The sequence below is a fragment of the Aquincola tertiaricarbonis genome (assembly GCF_000969605.1).
Taxonomy (GTDB): domain Bacteria; phylum Pseudomonadota; class Gammaproteobacteria; order Burkholderiales; family Burkholderiaceae_C; genus Aquincola; species Aquincola tertiaricarbonis.
The window spans coordinates 253,065-269,761 of the sequence record NZ_JZUE01000001.1 but is presented as its reverse complement, the minus strand read 5'-3'; the positions used below and the strand labels follow the sequence as shown (position 1 = coordinate 269,761).

Annotated in this window: 11 protein-coding genes; 10 read left to right on the top strand and 1 reads right to left on the bottom strand. The window is 71.9% G+C overall.

Features of this window, described 5'->3' with window-relative positions:
• The first annotated feature begins 55 nt into the window (after positions 1-55).
• The 3 genes from VO99_RS01310 (at position 56) to VO99_RS01300 (ending at position 4,547) form a co-directional block, all read left to right on the top strand.
• A complete protein-coding gene (locus VO99_RS01310) occupies positions 56-1,588 on the top strand; it encodes a methyl-accepting chemotaxis protein (RefSeq protein WP_046110974.1) in 1,533 nt (510 codons plus the stop codon).
• 92 nt (positions 1,589-1,680) lie between these two features.
• On the top strand, positions 1,681-3,213 hold the full coding sequence (locus tag VO99_RS01305) for a methyl-accepting chemotaxis protein (protein ID WP_046110973.1): 1,533 nt from the start codon (positions 1,681-1,683) through the stop codon (positions 3,211-3,213).
• 179 nt (positions 3,214-3,392) lie between these two features.
• On the top strand, positions 3,393-4,547 hold the full coding sequence (locus VO99_RS01300; protein ID WP_046110972.1) for a hypothetical protein: 1,155 nt from the start codon (positions 3,393-3,395) through the stop codon (positions 4,545-4,547).
• Here VO99_RS01300 and VO99_RS01295 read toward each other — a convergent pair whose 3' ends face one another.
• Entirely contained in the window at positions 4,548-5,222 is a 675-nt protein-coding gene (locus VO99_RS01295) for a DUF4197 domain-containing protein (RefSeq protein WP_052736020.1), read from the bottom strand.
• 10 nt (positions 5,223-5,232) lie between these two features.
• Here VO99_RS01295 and VO99_RS01290 point away from each other — a divergent pair, with 10 nt between their 5' ends.
• The 7 genes from VO99_RS01290 (at position 5,233) to VO99_RS01260 (ending at position 16,673) form a co-directional block, all read left to right on the top strand.
• On the top strand, positions 5,233-5,745 hold the full coding sequence (locus VO99_RS01290; RefSeq protein WP_046110970.1) for a TlpA family protein disulfide reductase: 513 nt from the start codon (positions 5,233-5,235) through the stop codon (positions 5,743-5,745).
• Positions 5,746-5,865: 120 nt separating this feature from the next.
• Positions 5,866-7,173, top strand: a complete 1,308-nt coding sequence (locus VO99_RS01285) for an MdtA/MuxA family multidrug efflux RND transporter periplasmic adaptor subunit (RefSeq protein WP_046110969.1) — start codon at positions 5,866-5,868, stop codon at positions 7,171-7,173.
• A 16-nt stretch (positions 7,174-7,189) separates the two neighbouring features.
• Entirely contained in the window at positions 7,190-10,393 is a 3,204-nt protein-coding gene (locus VO99_RS01280) for an efflux RND transporter permease subunit (protein ID WP_046111216.1), read from the top strand.
• Positions 10,390-13,626, top strand: coding sequence for an efflux RND transporter permease subunit (locus VO99_RS01275; RefSeq protein ID WP_046110968.1), 3,237 nt, complete (start codon positions 10,390-10,392; stop codon positions 13,624-13,626). Before VO99_RS01280 ends, VO99_RS01275 begins: the two co-directional genes overlap by 4 nt.
• Positions 13,623-15,059 carry an efflux transporter outer membrane subunit gene (locus VO99_RS01270; protein WP_046110967.1) on the top strand — a complete coding sequence of 479 codons (1,437 nt, stop codon included), beginning with the start codon at positions 13,623-13,625 and terminating at the stop codon, positions 15,057-15,059. Before VO99_RS01275 ends, VO99_RS01270 begins: the two co-directional genes overlap by 4 nt.
• A 22-nt stretch (positions 15,060-15,081) precedes the next feature.
• Entirely contained in the window at positions 15,082-15,930 is an 849-nt protein-coding gene (gene asd / locus VO99_RS01265; protein WP_046110966.1) for an archaetidylserine decarboxylase, read from the top strand.
• Complete coding sequence (locus tag VO99_RS01260; RefSeq protein ID WP_046110965.1) at positions 15,927-16,673, top strand: class II aldolase/adducin family protein; 747 nt, start codon at positions 15,927-15,929, stop codon at positions 16,671-16,673. Before asd ends, VO99_RS01260 begins: the two co-directional genes overlap by 4 nt.
• Positions 16,674-16,697: the final 24 nt, after the last annotated feature.

Here is a 16,697-nt window from a genome sequence, read left to right as displayed (position 1 = left end):
ACAGTGTTGCCAGATCGGCCGATAGCCAAGGTGTGTCCATCGCCCGGCCTGCACCATGTTCCGATCCCTTCGCTGGTCCCTACTTTCCACCGGTCTGGCCGGCGTGCTGGCCGCGGTGTGCGTGTTGCTGCAGGCGCTGAGCAACTTCCAGCAGCTGGACCAGGCTGCCGAAGCCGCGATGAACGGCAAGGACCTGGTGGCCGACGTGCTGCCGCCGCCCATGTACCTGATCGAGCTGCGGCTGGTGCTGTCGCAGGCGATCGAAGGCACCTTGCCGGTGCCGCGGGCGCAGGCCCGCGCGGAAGCGCTGGCCACGGAATATGCGCAGCGCGCCCGCCACTGGCACGGCCGGCTGCCGGCCGACATCGACGGCGCCCTGCTCGGCCAGCAGGGCCCGGGCGCAGATGCCTTCCTGCAGGCCGCGCGGGCCGAGGTGCTGCAGCCGCTGGCCCGTGGCGACACCGCCGCCGCGCGCGCCGGCCTGGCCCGTGCCGACAGGCTCTACCAACAGCACCGCGAGCAGGTGGACGCCACCGTGCGCCTGGCGGCCGGCTATGCGGACAGTCGGCTCGCCGCATTCGATGCCACGCGCCGCAGCGGCAGCCGCACCATGATCGGCATGACGGTGTTGATGGCGCTGCTGGCCGCCGGCTGCTACCTGGGCGCGCGGCGCGGCATCCTGCGGCCCCTGGCGCAGTGCACCGAACAGGCCCACCGCGTGGCCGCCGGCGACCTCTCGCGCGAGGTGCGCGTCACGCGGCGCGACGAGTTCGGCCTCTTGCAGTCTTCCCTGGGTGGCATGACCGACCGCCTGGCCACGATGCTGGGCGACCTGCGCCACGGCATCCAGGCCATCCACGGTGCCTCGGTGGAGATTGCCCAGGGCAACCACGACCTGAGCGACCGCAATGAACGCCAGGCCGGCCGGCTGCAGCAGGCCGCCGCCTCCATGGAGGAAATGGCCGCCACGGTGCGCGCCAACGTCGGCCGGGCGCGCGACGCCAGCACGCTGGCGCAGGGTGCGGCCGAGGTGGCGGTGCAGGCGGGCGACGCGGTCGAACGGGTGGTGCACACCATGGGTGACATCCGCGAATCCAGCCGCCGCATCGCCGACATCACCGGCGTGATCGACGGCCTGGCCTTCCAGACCAACATCCTGGCCCTGAACGCAGCGGTGGAGGCCGCGCGCGCCGGCGAGCAGGGTCGCGGTTTCGCGGTGGTGGCCGGCGAGGTGCGCACACTGGCGCAGCGTTCGGCCGCGGCTTCGCGCGAGATCAAGGCCTTGATCGACGCCAGCGTGCACAGCGCCCAGGCGGGGCACGAGCGCGTGGGCGAAGCCGGCCAGACCATGCGCGAGGTGGTGAGCCGCGTCAACGGCATGGCCACGCTGGTGGCGGCCATCGCCGAGTCCAGCGCGCAGCAGGACGAGGGCGTGCAGCAGATGGCCGGCACCGTGGTGGACCTGGACGCCGCCACCCAGCACAACGCCGCCCTGGTCCAGCAGACGGCCGCCGCCGCCAGCAGCCTTCAGGCGCAAGCCGACCGGCTGGCGCAAGCCGTGACCGTGTTCCAGCTGCAGCCCGCGTGAGGCCGGTTTTAACGAATCTGCGGATTGGCCCCTACCGTTTTTGCCAGTGACGCCGATAGAGCCATCGTCTGAAGCGTCGTGATGGTGGTCCCATGTTCCGATCGTTGCGCTGGTCGTTGCTGTCCATCGGCCTGGCCGGCCTGCTCGCCGCGATGTGCGTGCTCCTGCAGGCCCTCAGCACCAACAGCCACCTGGCGCAGTCGGCGGCGGCCGCCAACGACGGCAAGGACCTGGTGGCCGACGTGCTGCCGCCGCCCATGTACCTGATCGAGCTGCGGCTGGTGCTGTCGCAGGCGGTGGAAGGCACCCTCACCGCCGAGCAGGCCCGCACCCGCGCCGACGCGCTGGCCGCCGACTACGCCACACGCGCCACCCACTGGCAAGGCCGCCTGCCCGCCAACCTGGACACCGCGCTGCTGAAGGAACAGGAAGTCGGCGCCCGCGCCTTCATCGCCGCCGCGCGCGAGCAGGTGCTGCAGCCGCTGGCCGCCGGCCAGCCCACGCAGGCCCGCGCCGGGCTGGCGCAGGCCGATGCGCTGTACCGCCAGCACCGCCAGCAGGTGGACGCCACCGTGCGCCTGGCCGCCGCCTATGCCGAGCAGCGGCTGGCCGAGTTCGACCACAGCCGGCGCCAGGGTGCACGCACCATGGTGGCGGTGACGGTGCTGATGGCGCTGCTGACCGCCACCTGCTTCCTGCTGTCGCGGCGCGGCATCCTGCGGCCGCTCGGCCAGTGCACCGAACAAGCGCACCGCGTGGCCAGCGGCGACCTGTCGATGGCGTTACGCGCCACGCGCAGCGACGAATTCGGCCTGCTGCAGTCCTCGCTCGGCGGCATGACCGAGCGACTGGCCACGATGGTGGGGGGCCTGCGCGCCAGCGTGGACGTGATCCACGGCAGCTCCCGCGACATCGCCGCCGGCAACCAGGACCTCGCCCAGCGCAATGCGCAGCAGGCGGACCGCCTGCAGCAGGCCGCGACCGCCATGCAGCACATGGCGGCCACGGTGCGGACCAACGGAGAGCGCGCCCGCGATGCCAACCGGCTGGCGCAAGGCGCGGCCGATGTGGCGGCGCAGGCGGTGGCTGCGGTGGGCCGCGTGGTCGACACCATGGGCGAGATCGGCGAGTCCAGCCGCCGCATCGCCGACATCACCGGCGTGATCGACAGCCTGGCCTTCCAGACCAACATCCTGGCGCTGAACGCCGCGGTGGAAGCCGCCCGCGCTGGCGAGCAGGGCCGCGGCTTTGCCGTCGTGGCAGGCGAGGTGCGCTCGTTGGCGCAGCGCTCGGCGGCCGCCTCCCGCCAGATCAAGGCCCTGATCGACGCCAGCGTGCACAGCACCCGGCTTGGCCATGAGCGCGTCGGCGAGGCCGGCCACACCATGCGCGAGGTGGTCACCCGGGTGGACGGCATGGCCGCGCTGATGGCGGAGATCGTCACATCCAGCCGCCAGCAGGACGAAGGCGTGCAGCAGATGGCGGGGGCCGTGGTCGAGCTGGACGCCGCCACGCAGCAGAACGCCGCCCTGGTGCAGCAGACAGCCGCCGCCGCCAGCAGCCTGCAGCTGCAGGCCGACCGGCTGGCGGCGGCGGTCACGGTGTTCAGGTTGCAGGCCGCCTGAGCGGCGTCCCGCGACCGCGCGGTCGCAAACTTGAGACGGCCTCTGTGATGCATTTCACGAAGCACGGGCCAGCCGTGGCGCGCCAGCCCCAGGCTGCGGGGAGACGATGCAGCCCGTGAGCGGCGAGCATGCGCCCGCGCCTGGATGCAAATGGTTGCAACCAGGGTCAGAAGGACCCCATGGACCACCCCGAACCCGCCCGCCCCGCCGAGGCTCCGCCCACCGCCGCCGGGAGCACTGCCGATGCCGTGGCCTGGTCGCGTGTGCTCGGCGATGCCGGCGCCGAGATCGCCGGCCCCTTGACCCGCGTGGCCGCCCGGTTGGAGGCGTTGCTGCAGGCCGGCCGGCTGGAGGCCCACGACGCCGCCCCGCTGCGCGAAGCGGTGGAGGAGGCCCGCGCCGCCGCGATGGCCACCCAGCAGCTGGCCCGCCTGGCGGGCGGCAAGCTGCGCCAGAGCCACGAGCGCGTGGACCTCACCACCTTGCTGGGCGAGGTGCTGCAGCAGCATGCCGGCGTGCTCGCCGCCCGCGGCCTGAATGCGCGGGCGCAACTCAAGCCGGCCGAGGTGCTGGTCGATCCCTCGCTGCTGTTCGGCCTGCTGCACACCCTGCTGGACTGGGCAGGCCGCGGCGCCTGCGCGCCGATCCAGCTGACGCTCGATCACCAGGCCTGGCCGCCGCATGCGCTGCTGAGCTGCCGCTTCGCCCACTGCCCGCCCGACCGCGTGCCCGACCCCGCCGCACCGCATCCCGCGCCCGCGCTGGACACCCTGCGCTGGCGCGTGCTGCAGCAGACGGCGCGCGCCATGGGCCTGCGCATGGACCGCGCCGACACCGCCAGCCAGACGCTGCTCACCATCGAGTTCCCGCGCACCGTCAATGCCCAGGGCCAGGGCGTCAGCGCGGTGGAGCCGGAGCCGTTGCCCCCCGCGGCGATGCATGCCAGCTCCACCCGGCCGCTGGCCGGCGCCAGCCTGCTGGTGATCGAGCCGCGGCGTGACCGCCGCATGCAGGTGCGCGAGGCGGTGCAGCACCTCGGGCTGATCCTGGACTTTGCAGGCTCGGTGGAAGAGGCGCGCGACTTCTGCCACGGCGGCCTGCCGCACACCATCGCCTATGCCGCGCTGGTGCGCGGCCTGCGGCTGGACATCCTGAAGTCGGAGATCCTGACCAGCGTGCCCGACTTCCCGTTCATCGAGATCGAGGAACAGGGCACGGTGCTGGAGATCTCCGACGGCGCCGGCCGGCCGATCGCCAAGGTGGGCCGGGATGCGCTGGCCCGCACGCTGCCCGCCGCGCTGGTGCACGAGCTGGGCAAGCGCCTGGGCGGCTGATCAGCCGCCGAACACCTTCTTCAGGATGGCGCTGCCGGTACCCACCGGGTCGCGGCGCATCTCGCGCTCCTGCTCGCCGATCACCAGGTACAGGCCGTCCAGCGCGCGGGCGGTGACGTAGCCGCGCAGGTCGGCGTCGCGCTCCTTCAGCAGGCCCAGCTTCGCGGCGCGGCCGGCCACCGCGTCGTACCTGGCGGCCAGCGACACCTTCTCGGTGGCCTGGCCGACGATGGGCAGGAACTGCTGCGTCAGCGGCTGGCGGGTCTTGCCCTCGAAGAACTGGGTGACGGAGGTGTCGCCGCCGCGCACGATGCGCAAGGCGTCGTCTACCGACATCGACTTGGCCGCATTCACCAGCAGCGTGCGCGCCTGCGGCACCGCGGCTTCGGCGGCGCGGTTCATCGCCGTCACCAGTTCGTCCAGCCGTGCGCCCTGGCCGGTGCTGCGCAGCAAGGTGGCCGCCTGCCTCAGCGGGCCAGGCAGCTCGATGCGCACCTTCGGGTTGCCGAGGAAACCATCGGTGCGGCCCAGCAGTCCCACCGCCGCCACGGCACCGCGCTCGATGGCGGCACGCACGCCCACCGCGGCATCGCTCTCCGTCAAAGCCCAGGCCGGGCCGCTCCACCCGGCCACTGCGGTGGGCAATGCCACCGCCATAAAATCACGCCGCCTCATCGGAACCCCCATGAAATCTGCCAAACACACTGCCGCTGCCGTCGCCGTCGCCCTGCTCGTGGGGGCCGCGGGCTACCTGGGCTGGCAGGCCTTCGGCGCGCGCGAGCCGGCGCCTGCAGTGTCGTACACGCTGCTGGACGGCACCAAGGGCAGCACCGAGGCCCTGCGCGGCAAGGTGGTGCTGGTCAACTTCTGGGCCACCAGCTGCGTCACCTGCGTGGCCGAGATGCCGCAGATCGTCGCCACGCACGACAAGTACAAGGCGCAGGGCTACGAGACCGTGGCCGTGGCCATGAAGTACGACCCGCCGGCCTACGTGGCGCGCTTTGCCGAGACCCGCAAGCTGCCCTTCGGCGTGGCCATCGACAACACCGGCGAGATCGCGCAGCGCTTCGGCGACGTGCAGCTCACGCCCACCACCTACCTCATCAACAAGCGCGGCGAGATCGTCAAGCGCTACGTGGGCGCACCCGACTTCGCGGCCCTGCACAAGTTGGTGGAGCAGCTGCTGGCCGAAGCCTGACCGGGCTGCCGCGCGGCCCAGCAACACGCCCGCAAAGCGCGGCTGTTGTCATCGCGCCCGGCACCGGCCGGGCTTGAAGGCATCATCGTCCCCGCCCGCCCGGGCCACGAGGGATGTTGAATGCAAGAAGAATCGCGCCCCAGCCGCCGCAGCCGCTGGATCGGACGGATCGTCGCGCTGCTGGCGTTGCTGGCCCTGGGCGGCCTGGCCTGGTACCTCACCCACCGACCGGCGGCCGGCGGCGCGCCTCCCGGCGCTTCCAGCGGCGGCCCGCCGGGTCCGGGCGGCCCCGGCGGCATGGCCGCCGGCCGCGGCGGGCCGGCCACCACCGTGGGCATTGCCCGCGCGGAGCGGGCCGACATCCCCATCGTGATCGAGGCGCTGGGCACCGTCACGCCGTCGGCCACCGTCACCGTGCGGCCGCAAGTCTCGGGCGTGCTCACCGAGGTGCGCTTCAAGGAAGGCCAGATGGTCAAGGCCGGCGAGGTGCTGGCCGTGATCGACCCGCGCCCCTTGGAGCTGGCGCTGATGCAGGCCCAGGGCCAGCGCCAGCGCGACGAGGCGCAGCTGCAGCTGGCGCGGCTGACGCTGGAGCGCTACCAGACGCTGCTGCAACAGGACTCCATCGCCCGCCAGGACGTGGACACCCAGGCCGCCGCCGTCAAGCAGCTGGAAGGCACGGTGTTGTCCAACCGTGCTGCCGAGGGCACTGCGCGGCTGAACCTGGGCTACACCCGCATCACCGCGCCGGTGTCGGGCCGCGTCGGCCTGCGGGTGGTGGACGTGGGCAACGTGGTGTCGTCCGGCGACGCCAACGGCATCGTCGTCATCACGCAGCTGGCGCCGATCGACGTGCAGTTCGCGGTGCCGCAGGACCGGGTGCCCGACATCGAGCGCCGCACCGCCCAGGGCGCCACGCTGCCGGTGACCGCGCTGGACCGCAGCCGCGCCACCACGCTGGACGAGGGCCGCTTCTCCACGCTGAACAACGAGATCGACACCACCACCGGCACGGTGCAGGCGAAGGCCCGCTTCGCCAATGCGGGGCGCACGCTGTTCCCGAACCAGTTCGTCAACGTGCGGCTGCAGCTGGACACGCTGCGCGACGCGGTGGTGATCCCGGTGGCGGCGCTGCGCCACAGCAACGACGGCGACTTCGTCTACGTGCTGAACGACGACCGCACCGTCAGCCAGCGCATGGTGCAGCGCGGCCAGGCGACGAACGACCGGGTGCAGATCACCCGCGGCCTGGCGGTGGGCGAGCCGGTGGTGACCGAAGGCGCCGACCGGCTGAAGGACGGCGCCCGGGTGCAGGTGCCGGGCGACCGGCCGGCGCGCGGCGCCAGTGCGCCGGCGGGCGGGGCTTCCGCGCCTGGCCGGGGGGCGTCGGCGCCGCGCCGGGCGGCCTCGGCCCCGGTCGCCCGCTGATGCGCAGGACCTGGCCGTGAACCCGTCGCGCCCCTTCATCCAGCGGCCGGTCGCCACCTCGCTGCTGATGCTGGCCATCCTGCTCGCCGGGCTGGTGGGCTTCCGCTTCCTGCCGCTGTCGGCGCTGCCGCAGGTGGACTATCCGACCATCCAGGTGCAGACGCTGTACCCCGGCGCCAGCCCGGAGGTGATGAGCCAGACCGTCACCGCGCCGCTGGAGCGCCAACTGGGCCAGATGTCGGGCCTGGCCCGCATGAGCTCCACCAGCGCGGCGGGTGTGTCGGTCATCACGCTGCAGTTCGGGCTCGACCTGTCGCTGGACGCGGCCGAGCAGGAGGTGCAGGCCGCCATCAATGCCGGCAGCTCGCTGCTGCCGGCCGACCTGCCGGCGCCGCCGGTCTATGCCAAGGTCAACCCGGCCGATGCGCCGGTGCTGACGCTGGCCGTCACCTCCGACAGCCTGCCGCTGACCGAGGTGCAGAACCTGGTGAACACGCGGCTGGCGCAGAAGATCTCGCAGGTCAGCGGCGTGGGCCTGGTGACGCTGTCGGGCGGGCAACGGCCGGCGGTGCGCATCCAGGCCGACACGCAGTCGCTGGCCTCCTACGGCATCGCCATCGACACGCTGCGCAGCGCCATCAGCGCGGCCAATGCCAACGGCGCCAAGGGCAGCTTCGACGGCGCCACGCGCAGCTACTCGATCAATGCCAACGACCAGCTGCTGACGGCCGACGAGTACAAGAACCTGATCGTCGCCTGGCGCAACGGCGCGCCGGTGCGCATGAAGGACGTGGCCCGCGTGGTGGACAGCGCCGAGAACGTGCGACTGGGCGCCTGGGCCGGCCGCGGCGGCGGTGCGCTGCAGCCGGCCATCATCATCAACGTGCAGCGCCAGCCGGGCGCCAACGTGATCCAGACGGTGGACGCCATCCGCGCGCGGCTGCCGCAGCTCACGGCCGGCATGCCGGCGTCGGTGGAGGTGCAGGTGCTGGCCGACCGCACGCGCGGCATCCGCGCGTCGGTGGAGCATGTGCAGTTCGAGCTGGTGCTGGCGGTGGTGCTGGTGGTGCTGGTGATCTTCGCGTTCCTGCACAGCCTGCGCGCCACGGTGATCGCCAGCCTGGCGGTGCCCATCTCGCTGGTGGGCACCTTCGGCGTGATGTACCTGCTGGGCTACAGCCTGAACAACCTGAGCCTGATGGCGCTGACCATCGCGACCGGGTTCGTGGTGGACGACGCGATCGTGATGATCGAAAACATCTCCCGCCATCTTGAGATGGCGGGAGATGTTTCGGCGCAGGCTGACGCCGGCGAAGCCGGGGTCAAGGGCGCGACAGCGCCCGGCCGCAGCCAAAACATGGCCTTGCAGGCGGCGATGAAGGGCGCGTCGGAGATCGGCTTCACCATCATCTCGCTGACCGTCTCGCTCATCGCGGTGCTGATCCCGCTGCTGTTCATGGGCGACGTGGTGGGCCGGCTGTTCCGCGAGTTCGCCATCACGCTGGCCATCACCATCCTGATCTCGGCGGTGGTCTCGCTGACGCTGGTGCCGATGATGTCGGCGCGCTGGCTGAAGCCGCACGATGCCGCGGCCAAGACGCATGGCGTGGGCGGCGCCGTCCAGCGCTTCTTCGACCGCGTGGTGGCGCAGTACGACCGCGGCCTGCAGCGGGTACTGGCCCACCAGGGGTTGACGCTCATCGTCGCGCTGGCCACGCTGGTGCTCACCGCGCTGCTGTACCTGCTGATCCCCAAGGGCCTGTTCCCGGTACAGGACACGGGGCAGCTCCAGGCCCGCATCGAGGCCGCGCCGTCGGTCAGCTACCAGCGCATGGCCGCGCTGCAGCGCCAGGCCGCCGAAGCGCTGCTGCAGGACGCCGACGTCGAGAGCATCACCTCCTTCGTGGGCGTGGACGCGGCCAACAGCACCATGCTGCACACCGGCCGCCTCTACATCAACCTGAAGCCCGAGCGCAGCGGCGGCAGCCAGGCCGACACCATGGCCCGCCTGCGGCAGCGCGTGGCTGGCGTGGCTGGCGTGACGATCTCGCTGCAGCCCACGCAGGACCTCACCATCGACGCCGAGACCGGCCCTACGCCCTACCGCGTGTCCATCGAAGGCGCCGACACCGCCACCGTCAACCAGTGGACGCTGAAGCTGGCCGAGCGGCTGCGCGCCAACGCCAGCATCAGCCAGGTGAGCACCGATGCCGGTGCGCAAGGCCGCGCGGTGCAGGTGACGCTGGATCGGGACACCGCCTCGCGCCTGGGCATCACCGCCACCGCGCTGGACGAAGCGCTGTACAGCGCCTTCGGCCAGCGCATCGTGTCCACCATCTTCACTGAGACCAACCAGTACCGCGTGATCCTGGAGGCCGACCCGAACCTGCTCACCACGCCCGATGCGCTGAAGCTGCTGCACCTGCCCACCAGCTCGGGCACGGCCACGCCACTGTCGGCGTTCGCGCGCATCGAGGAAGTGGCCGCCCCGCTGCAGGTGACGCATGTGGCGCAGTACCCGTCGGCCACGCTGGGCTTCGACACCGCGCCGGGCGTCTCGCTGGGCAAGGCGGTGGACGAGATCCGCGCCGCGGCGCAGGACATCGGCCTGCCGGCCAGCCTGACGATGCACTTCCTGGGCGCGGCCGGCGCCTACGAGAACTCGCTGACCAACCAGCTCTGGCTGATCCTGGCCGCGGTGGTGTGCGTGTACATCGTGCTGGGCGTGCTCTACGAGAGCACGGTGCATCCGCTGACCATCCTGTCCACCCTGCCCTCGGCCGGCGTGGGCGCGCTGCTGGCGCTGATGGTGGCCGGCCACGACCTGGGCGTGATCGGGATCATCGGCATCATCCTGCTCATCGGCATCGTGAAGAAGAACGCGATCATGATGATCGACTTCGCCATCGACGCCGAGCGCCACCAGGGCAAGTCGCCGGGCGAGGCCATCCACCAGGCGGCGCTGCTGCGGCTGCGGCCCATCCTGATGACGACGATGGCCGCGCTGTTCGCGGCGCTGCCGCTGATGTTCAGCTTCGGTGATGGCGCCGAACTGCGGCGGCCGCTGGGCCTGGCGATCTTCGGCGGGCTGGTGGTGAGCCAGGTGCTTACCTTGTTCACCACGCCGGTCATCTACCTCGCCTTCGACCGGCTGGGCCGGCGGCTGCAGGGCCGCGGCCCTTCGGCCCCGTCGGCCGGCCCGGCCGCAGAAGCGCCATGAACCTGAGCGAGCCCTTCGTCCGCCGGCCCATCGCCACGATGCTGCTCACGCTGGGCATCGCGCTGGCGGGGCTCGCCGCGTTCTTCGTGCTGCCGGTGGCGCCGCTGCCGCAGGTGGACTTCCCGGCCATCTCGGTGAGCGCCAGCGTGCCCGGCGCCAGCCCCGACACCATGGCCAGCAGCGTGGCCACGCCGCTGGAACGCAGGCTGGGCAGCATCCCGGGCGTCAACGAGATGACCTCGCGCAGCGGCAGCGGCTCCACCCGCATCACGCTGCAGTTCGACCTCAACCGCAAGATCGACGCCGCGGCGCGCGAGGTGCAGGCCGCCATCAATGCCGCCCGCGCCGACCTGCCGGCCACGCTGCGCAGCAACCCGACCTACCGCAAGATGAACCCGTCGGATGCGCCGGTGATCATCCTCGCGCTCACCTCGCCCAGCCGCACGCCGCAGCAGATCTACGACGAGGTGAGCAACCTGGTGCAGCAGAAGGTGGCGCAGGTGCAGGGCGTGGGCGACGTGGAGGTGGGCGGCGGATCGCTGCCCGCGGTGCGCGTGGCGCTCAATCCGCTGGCGCTGTCGCGCTACGGCATCGCGCTGGACGACGTGCGCGCGGCCATCCAGTCGGCCAGCGCCAACCGGCCCAAGGGCGCGATCGAGAGCGACGGCCTGCGCATGCAGGTCTACACGGCACAGCTGGGCCGCGTGGCGGAGGACTACCGCCGGCTGGTGATCGCCTGGCGCAACGACGCCGCGGTGCGGCTGGCCGACGTGGCCACGGTGAGCGACGGCCCCGAGGACCGGCGCACGCTGGGCCTGTACAACGGCAGCCCGGCGGTCATCGTGCTGATCACGCGGCAGCCGGGCGCCAACGTGATCGAGACGGTGGACAGCGTGCGTGCGCTGGTGCCGCAGCTGCAGGCCCAGCTGCCGGCCGACGTCACGCTGCACGTGGCCTCGGACGCCACCAGCTCCATCCGCGCGTCGCTGCGCGAGATCGAGCTGACGCTGCTGATCTCCATCGCGCTGGTGGTGCTGGTGGTCAGCCTGTTCCTGCGCAGCGTGCGCGCCACCGTCATTCCGGCGGTGGCCACGGTGGTGTCGCTGCTGGGCACCTTCGGGGTGATGTACTTCCTGGGCTTCAGCCTGAACAACCTGAGCCTGATGGCGCTGACCGTGGCCACCGGCTTCGTGGTGGACGACGCCATCGTCGTGCTGGAGAACATCAGCCGCCACATCGAAGCGGGGCGCAACCGCTTCGAGGCCGCGCTGCTCGGCGCGCGCGAGGTCGGCTTCACCGTGGTGTCGATCAGCCTGTCGCTGGTGGCGGTGTTCATCCCGCTGCTGTTCATGGACGGGCTGGTGGGCCGCATCTTCCGGGAGTTCGCGGTCACGCTCAGCGTGGCCGTGCTGATCTCGCTGGTCATCTCGCTGACCACCACGCCGATGATGTGCGCCTGGCTGCTCAAGCCCGGCGCGGTGCAGCGCCAGCCCGGTCGGCTCGCCAGGTGGGCCGAGGCGGGCTTCAACCGGCTGCAGCGCAGCTATGCCCACAGCCTGGACTGGGCGCTGCATGCGCCCGGGCTGGTGATGTTCATCCTGGCCGCGGTGATCGGCCTGAACGTGTGGCTGTTCGCGGCGGTGCCCAAGGGCTTCTTCCCGCAGCAGGACACGGGGCAGATCAACGGGGGCCTGCGCACCGACCAGAGCATCTCCTTCCAGGCGCTGCAGGCCAAGCTCAAGCAGCTGGTGGACATCATCGGCGCCGACCCGGCGGTGGCCTCGGTGGTGGGCTTCACCGGCGGCTCGCGGGCCGGCAGCGGCTTCCTGTTCGTCAACCTCAAGCCGCTGGAAGAACGCGGCGTGGGCGGGCAGGCGGTGATCGCGCGGCTGCGGCCGCAGCTGGCGCAGGTCAGCGGCGTGAGCCTGTTCCTCAACACCGTGCAGGACCTGCGCGCAGGCGGCCGGCAGAGCAACTCCACCTTCCAGTACACGCTCAAGAGCGACAACGCCGCCGACCTGCGCGACTGGGCGCTGAAGCTGGCCGCGCAGATGCGGCTGCAGCCGCAGCTCACCGACATCGACACCGACCAGCAGGAAGACGGCGTGGAGACCTTCGTGCACATCGACAAGGACAGCGCCGCCCGCCTGGGCCTGAGCGCGCGCGACGTGGACACCGCGCTCTACAACGCCTTCGGCCAGCGCCAGGTGGCCACCATCTACGACGAGCTGAACCAGTACCGCGTGGTGATGGAGGTGGCGCCGCGTTATGCCCAGAGCCCGCTGGCGCTGAACGACGTGAACGTGGCCGCTGGCCGGGTGGCGGGCAGCACCACCACCCGCTCGGCCACCGGCACCGATGCGGCCGCCCTGGCCAGCAGCACCAGCGCCAATGCCTCGCTGCGCGATAGCTCCACCGGCGCGGCGCTGAGCACCAGTGCACGCAACATGGTGCCGCTGCCGGCCATCGCCCGCTTCAGCGAGGAAAGCACGCCCTCGTCCGTCAGCCACCAGGACGGCGAGCTGGCCACCACCATCAGCTACAACCTGGCCGAAGGCGCCACGCTGTCGGATGCGCAGGCCGCCATCGCGCAGGCCGAGGCCGAGATCGGCCTGCCGATCAACGTGCGCGGCAGCGTGCAGGGCACCGGGGCCATCTTCCAGCAATCGCAGGGGCAGCAGCCGCTGCTGGTGCTGGCGGCGCTGGTGGTCATCTACATCGTGCTGGGCGTGTTGTACGAAAGCCTGGTGCATCCGATCACCGTGCTGTCCACCCTGCCCTCGGCCGGCGTGGGCGCGGTGCTGGCGCTGCTGATGTTCCGCATGGAGTTCTCTCTGATCGCGCTGATCGGCGTGTTCCTGCTGATCGGCATCGTGAAGAAGAACGCCATCCTCATCATCGACTTCGCGCTCGATGCCGAGCGTGCCCGCGGCCTGAGCGCCTTCGAGGCGGTGCGCGAAGCCTGCCTGCTGCGCTTCCGCCCCATCCTGATGACCACGCTGGCCGCCGCGCTGGGGGCACTGCCGCTGGCCATCGGCTTCGGCGAAGGCTCCGAGCTGCGCCGGCCGCTGGGCGTGGCCATCATCGGCGGGCTGGTCGCCAGCCAGCTGCTGACCCTGCTGACCACGCCGGTGGTGTACCTGCTGCTGGACAAGCTGCGCCGCCGCAAGCCCGACGAACACCACCTGAGCCGCCAGATCGACGCGGCGCCGGTGCCTGAATTGCCGCGATGAGCCCGAAATCGACCGCCCTGCTTTCCCCGCTCGCCCTGGCGCTGCTGCTGGCCGGCTGCGCCAGCACGCCGCTGCCCGAAGCCGGTCCGCCGCCGCCGCCGGCGCAGTTCAAGCAGTTGCCGCCCGCCGGCTGGCAGGCCGCCGTGCCCGCCGATGCGCTGGCGCGCGGCCCGTGGTGGCAGCTCTTCAACGACCCCGAGCTGGACCGCTGGGTGCAGCAGGTGGAGGTGTCCAACCAGAACGTGGCGGCGTCTGCGGCGGCCTTCCGACAGGCCCGCGCGCTGGTGCGCGAGGCGCGCGCGGCCCGCTGGCCGGCCATCGACCTTTCGGGCGGCGCCACCCGCAGCGGCGGCGATGCGTCCACCTCTGCGTCGCGCGAGCGCTACCAGCTGGCCCTGGGTGCCAGCTGGGAGGCCGACGTGTGGGGCCGGGTGTCCGGCAACGTGGCCGCCGCGGGCGCCCGGGCGCAAGCCACCGAGGCCGACCTGGCCGCGGCCACGCTGTCGGCCCAGGGCGAGCTGGCGATCAACTACTTCAACCTGCGCGAGACCGATGCCGAGATGGCGCTGCTGCGCGACACGCTGGCCGCCTACCAGCGCGCCGCGCAGATCGCCCAGAACCGCTATGCGGCCGGCCTGGCGCTCAAGAGCGACGTGCTGCAGGCGCAGACGCAGCTGGCCAACACCGAGGCCGACCTGGTGGGCCTGGAGCGCACCCGCGCCCAGCTCGAACATGCCATCGCGGTGCTGGCCGGCCGCGCCCCGGCCGAGCTCGACCTGCCGGTGACCGACGGCGGCGACACGCTGCGGGCCGAGCCGCCGGCGGTGCCCACCGGCCTGCCTTCGGCGCTGCTGCAGCGGCGGCCCGACATCGCCGCCGCCGAACGGCGCGTGGCTGCCGCCAATGCCGACGTGGGCGTGCAGCAGACGGCGCTCTATCCCAGCTTCGTGCTCACCGGGCAGTACGGGCTGAACAGCACGCGGGTGTCCGACCTGTTCAGCGCCTCGGCGGCGGCCTGGTCGCTGGGCCTGTCGCTGGCGCAGACGGTGTTCGACGCCGGCGCCAACCGGGCGCGCATCGAGCAGTCGCGTGCCGCCTGGGAGCAGACGGTGGCCAGCTACCGGCAGACGGTGCTGCTGGCCTTCCAGGACGTGGAAGACCAGCTGGCCGCGCTGCGCACGCTGGAGCGTCAGCTGCAGCTGCGACGCATCGCGGCCGAGGCGGCCGACCAGACGGAGCAACAGGTGCTCAACCGCTACCGCGCCGGGCAGGTCGGCTTCACCGAGGTGGTGACGGCGCAGGTCTCGGCGCTGTCGGCGCGGCGCAGCGTGCTGCAGCTCATCGGCCAGCGGCAGACGGCCACGGTGGGGCTGATCCAGGCCCTGGGCGGCGGCTGGCAGGCCGGTGCGCTGTCGTCCGGCATGGCCCGCTGACACCCGCTTCTAGAATCGTCGCGTGTCTGAACGCCTCGATGTCCTCCCCCAGTACCTGCTGCCCAAGCAGGCCCTCACCCGCTTCGCCGGCCTGGTGGCGTCCGCCAAGGCGGGCGGCACCACCACCGCACTGATCCGCTGGTTCATCGGGAAGTACGGCGTGGACATGAGCGAGGCGGCCGACCCCGATCCGGCGCACTACGCGAGCTTCAACGAGTTCTTCACCCGCGCGCTGCGGCCCGGCGTGCGCCCGCTGGCACCGGCCGAGTGGGTGTGCCCGGTGGACGGCGCGATCAGCCAGTTCGGCGCCATCGAGCGCGACCAGATCTTCCAGGCCAAGGGCCATGCCTACAGCACCACCGCGCTGGTGGGCGGCGACGCGGCGCTGGCCGCGCAATTCCAGGACGGCCACTTCGCCACCATCTACCTGAGCCCGAAGGACTACCACCGCATCCACATGCCGTGTGCCGGCCGGCTGCGGCGGATGATCCATGTGCCGGGCGACCTTTTCTCGGTCAACCCGACCACTGCCCGCGGCGTGCCGGGGCTGTTCGCTCGCAACGAACGCGTGGTGTGCGTGTTCGATACCGCGCACGGCCCCTTCGTGCAGGTGCTGGTGGGCGCCACCATCGTCGGCAGCATGGCCACGGTGTGGCACGGCGTGGTCAACCCGCCGCGCCCGGGCAACTTGCGCGAGTGGACCTATGCCGACGGCCAGGTGACGCTGGAGCGCGGCGCCGAGATGGGCCGCTTCCTGCTGGGCAGCACCGTGGTGCTGCTATGGCCGCGTGGCACGCTGCGTTTCAATCCGCACTGGGCGCCGGCCGGGCCGGTGCGCATGGGCGAGGCCATGGCCGAGAAGGCCGCGTGAACCTGCGCCCGCCGCGCACCGAACAGCAGGTGCGCATCGACCTTGCGGCCGCCTTCCGGCTGGCTGCGTTGAACGGTTGGGACGACACCGTCTACACCCACCTGTCAGCCACCGTGCCCGGCGAGCCCGGCCACTACCTGATCAACCCCTTCGGCCTGCTGTTCGAGGAGATCACCGCCAGCAGCCTGGTGAAGGTGAACCAGCACGGCCAGGTGGTCGATGGCAGCGGTCGGCCGGTCAACCCCACCGGCTTCACCATCCACGGCGCGGTGCATGCCGCCCGGCCCGAGGTGGAATGCGTGATCCACCTGCACACGCCCTGGGGCGTGGCGCTGAGCATGCTGCCGGAGGGACTGCTGCCCACCAGCCAGTACGCGATGCGGCTGCACGGCCGGCTGGGCCGCCATGCGTACGAAGGCCTGGCGCTGGGCACCGACGAGCAGCGCCGCCTGGTGGCCAACCTGGGCAGCCTGGACGGCCTGATCCTGGACAACCACGGCACCATGGTCGTCGGCCGCACCGTGGCCGAAGCCTGGATGCTGATGCACTTGCTGGAACGCGCCGCGCAGGCGCAGCTGCGCGCCCAGGCCGGCGCGCGCGCCGGCATCCAGGTGGTGACGGAGGAACTGGCCGCCCGCACCCACCGGCAATGGGTGGGCGACGGCAGCGAATGGGACGGCGACGTGGAATGGCCCGCGCTGCTGCGCCGGCTGGACCGGCTGAGCCCCGGCTACGCCGACTGAACCGACCGAACGATCAACCGAAGG

Bases quoted from the DNA above. Each gene is read 5' to 3' on its own strand.
- VO99_RS01290 (WP_046110970.1), top strand. From the start codon at position 5,233: ATGAAATCTGCCAAACACACTGCCGCTGCCGTCGCCGTCGCCCTGCTC.
- VO99_RS01300 (WP_046110972.1), top strand. From the start codon at position 3,393: ATGGACCACCCCGAACCCGCCCGCCCCGCCGAGGCTCCGCCCACCGCC.
- VO99_RS01295 (WP_052736020.1), bottom strand. From the start codon at position 5,222: ATGAGGCGGCGTGATTTTATGGCGGTGGCATTGCCCACCGCAGTGGCC.
- VO99_RS01310 (WP_046110974.1), top strand. From the start codon at position 56: ATGTTCCGATCCCTTCGCTGGTCCCTACTTTCCACCGGTCTGGCCGGC.
- VO99_RS01285 (WP_046110969.1), top strand. From the start codon at position 5,866: ATGCAAGAAGAATCGCGCCCCAGCCGCCGCAGCCGCTGGATCGGACGG.
- VO99_RS01270 (WP_046110967.1), top strand. From the start codon at position 13,623: ATGAGCCCGAAATCGACCGCCCTGCTTTCCCCGCTCGCCCTGGCGCTG.
- VO99_RS01305 (WP_046110973.1), top strand. From the start codon at position 1,681: ATGTTCCGATCGTTGCGCTGGTCGTTGCTGTCCATCGGCCTGGCCGGC.
- VO99_RS01275 (WP_046110968.1), top strand. From the start codon at position 10,390: ATGAACCTGAGCGAGCCCTTCGTCCGCCGGCCCATCGCCACGATGCTG.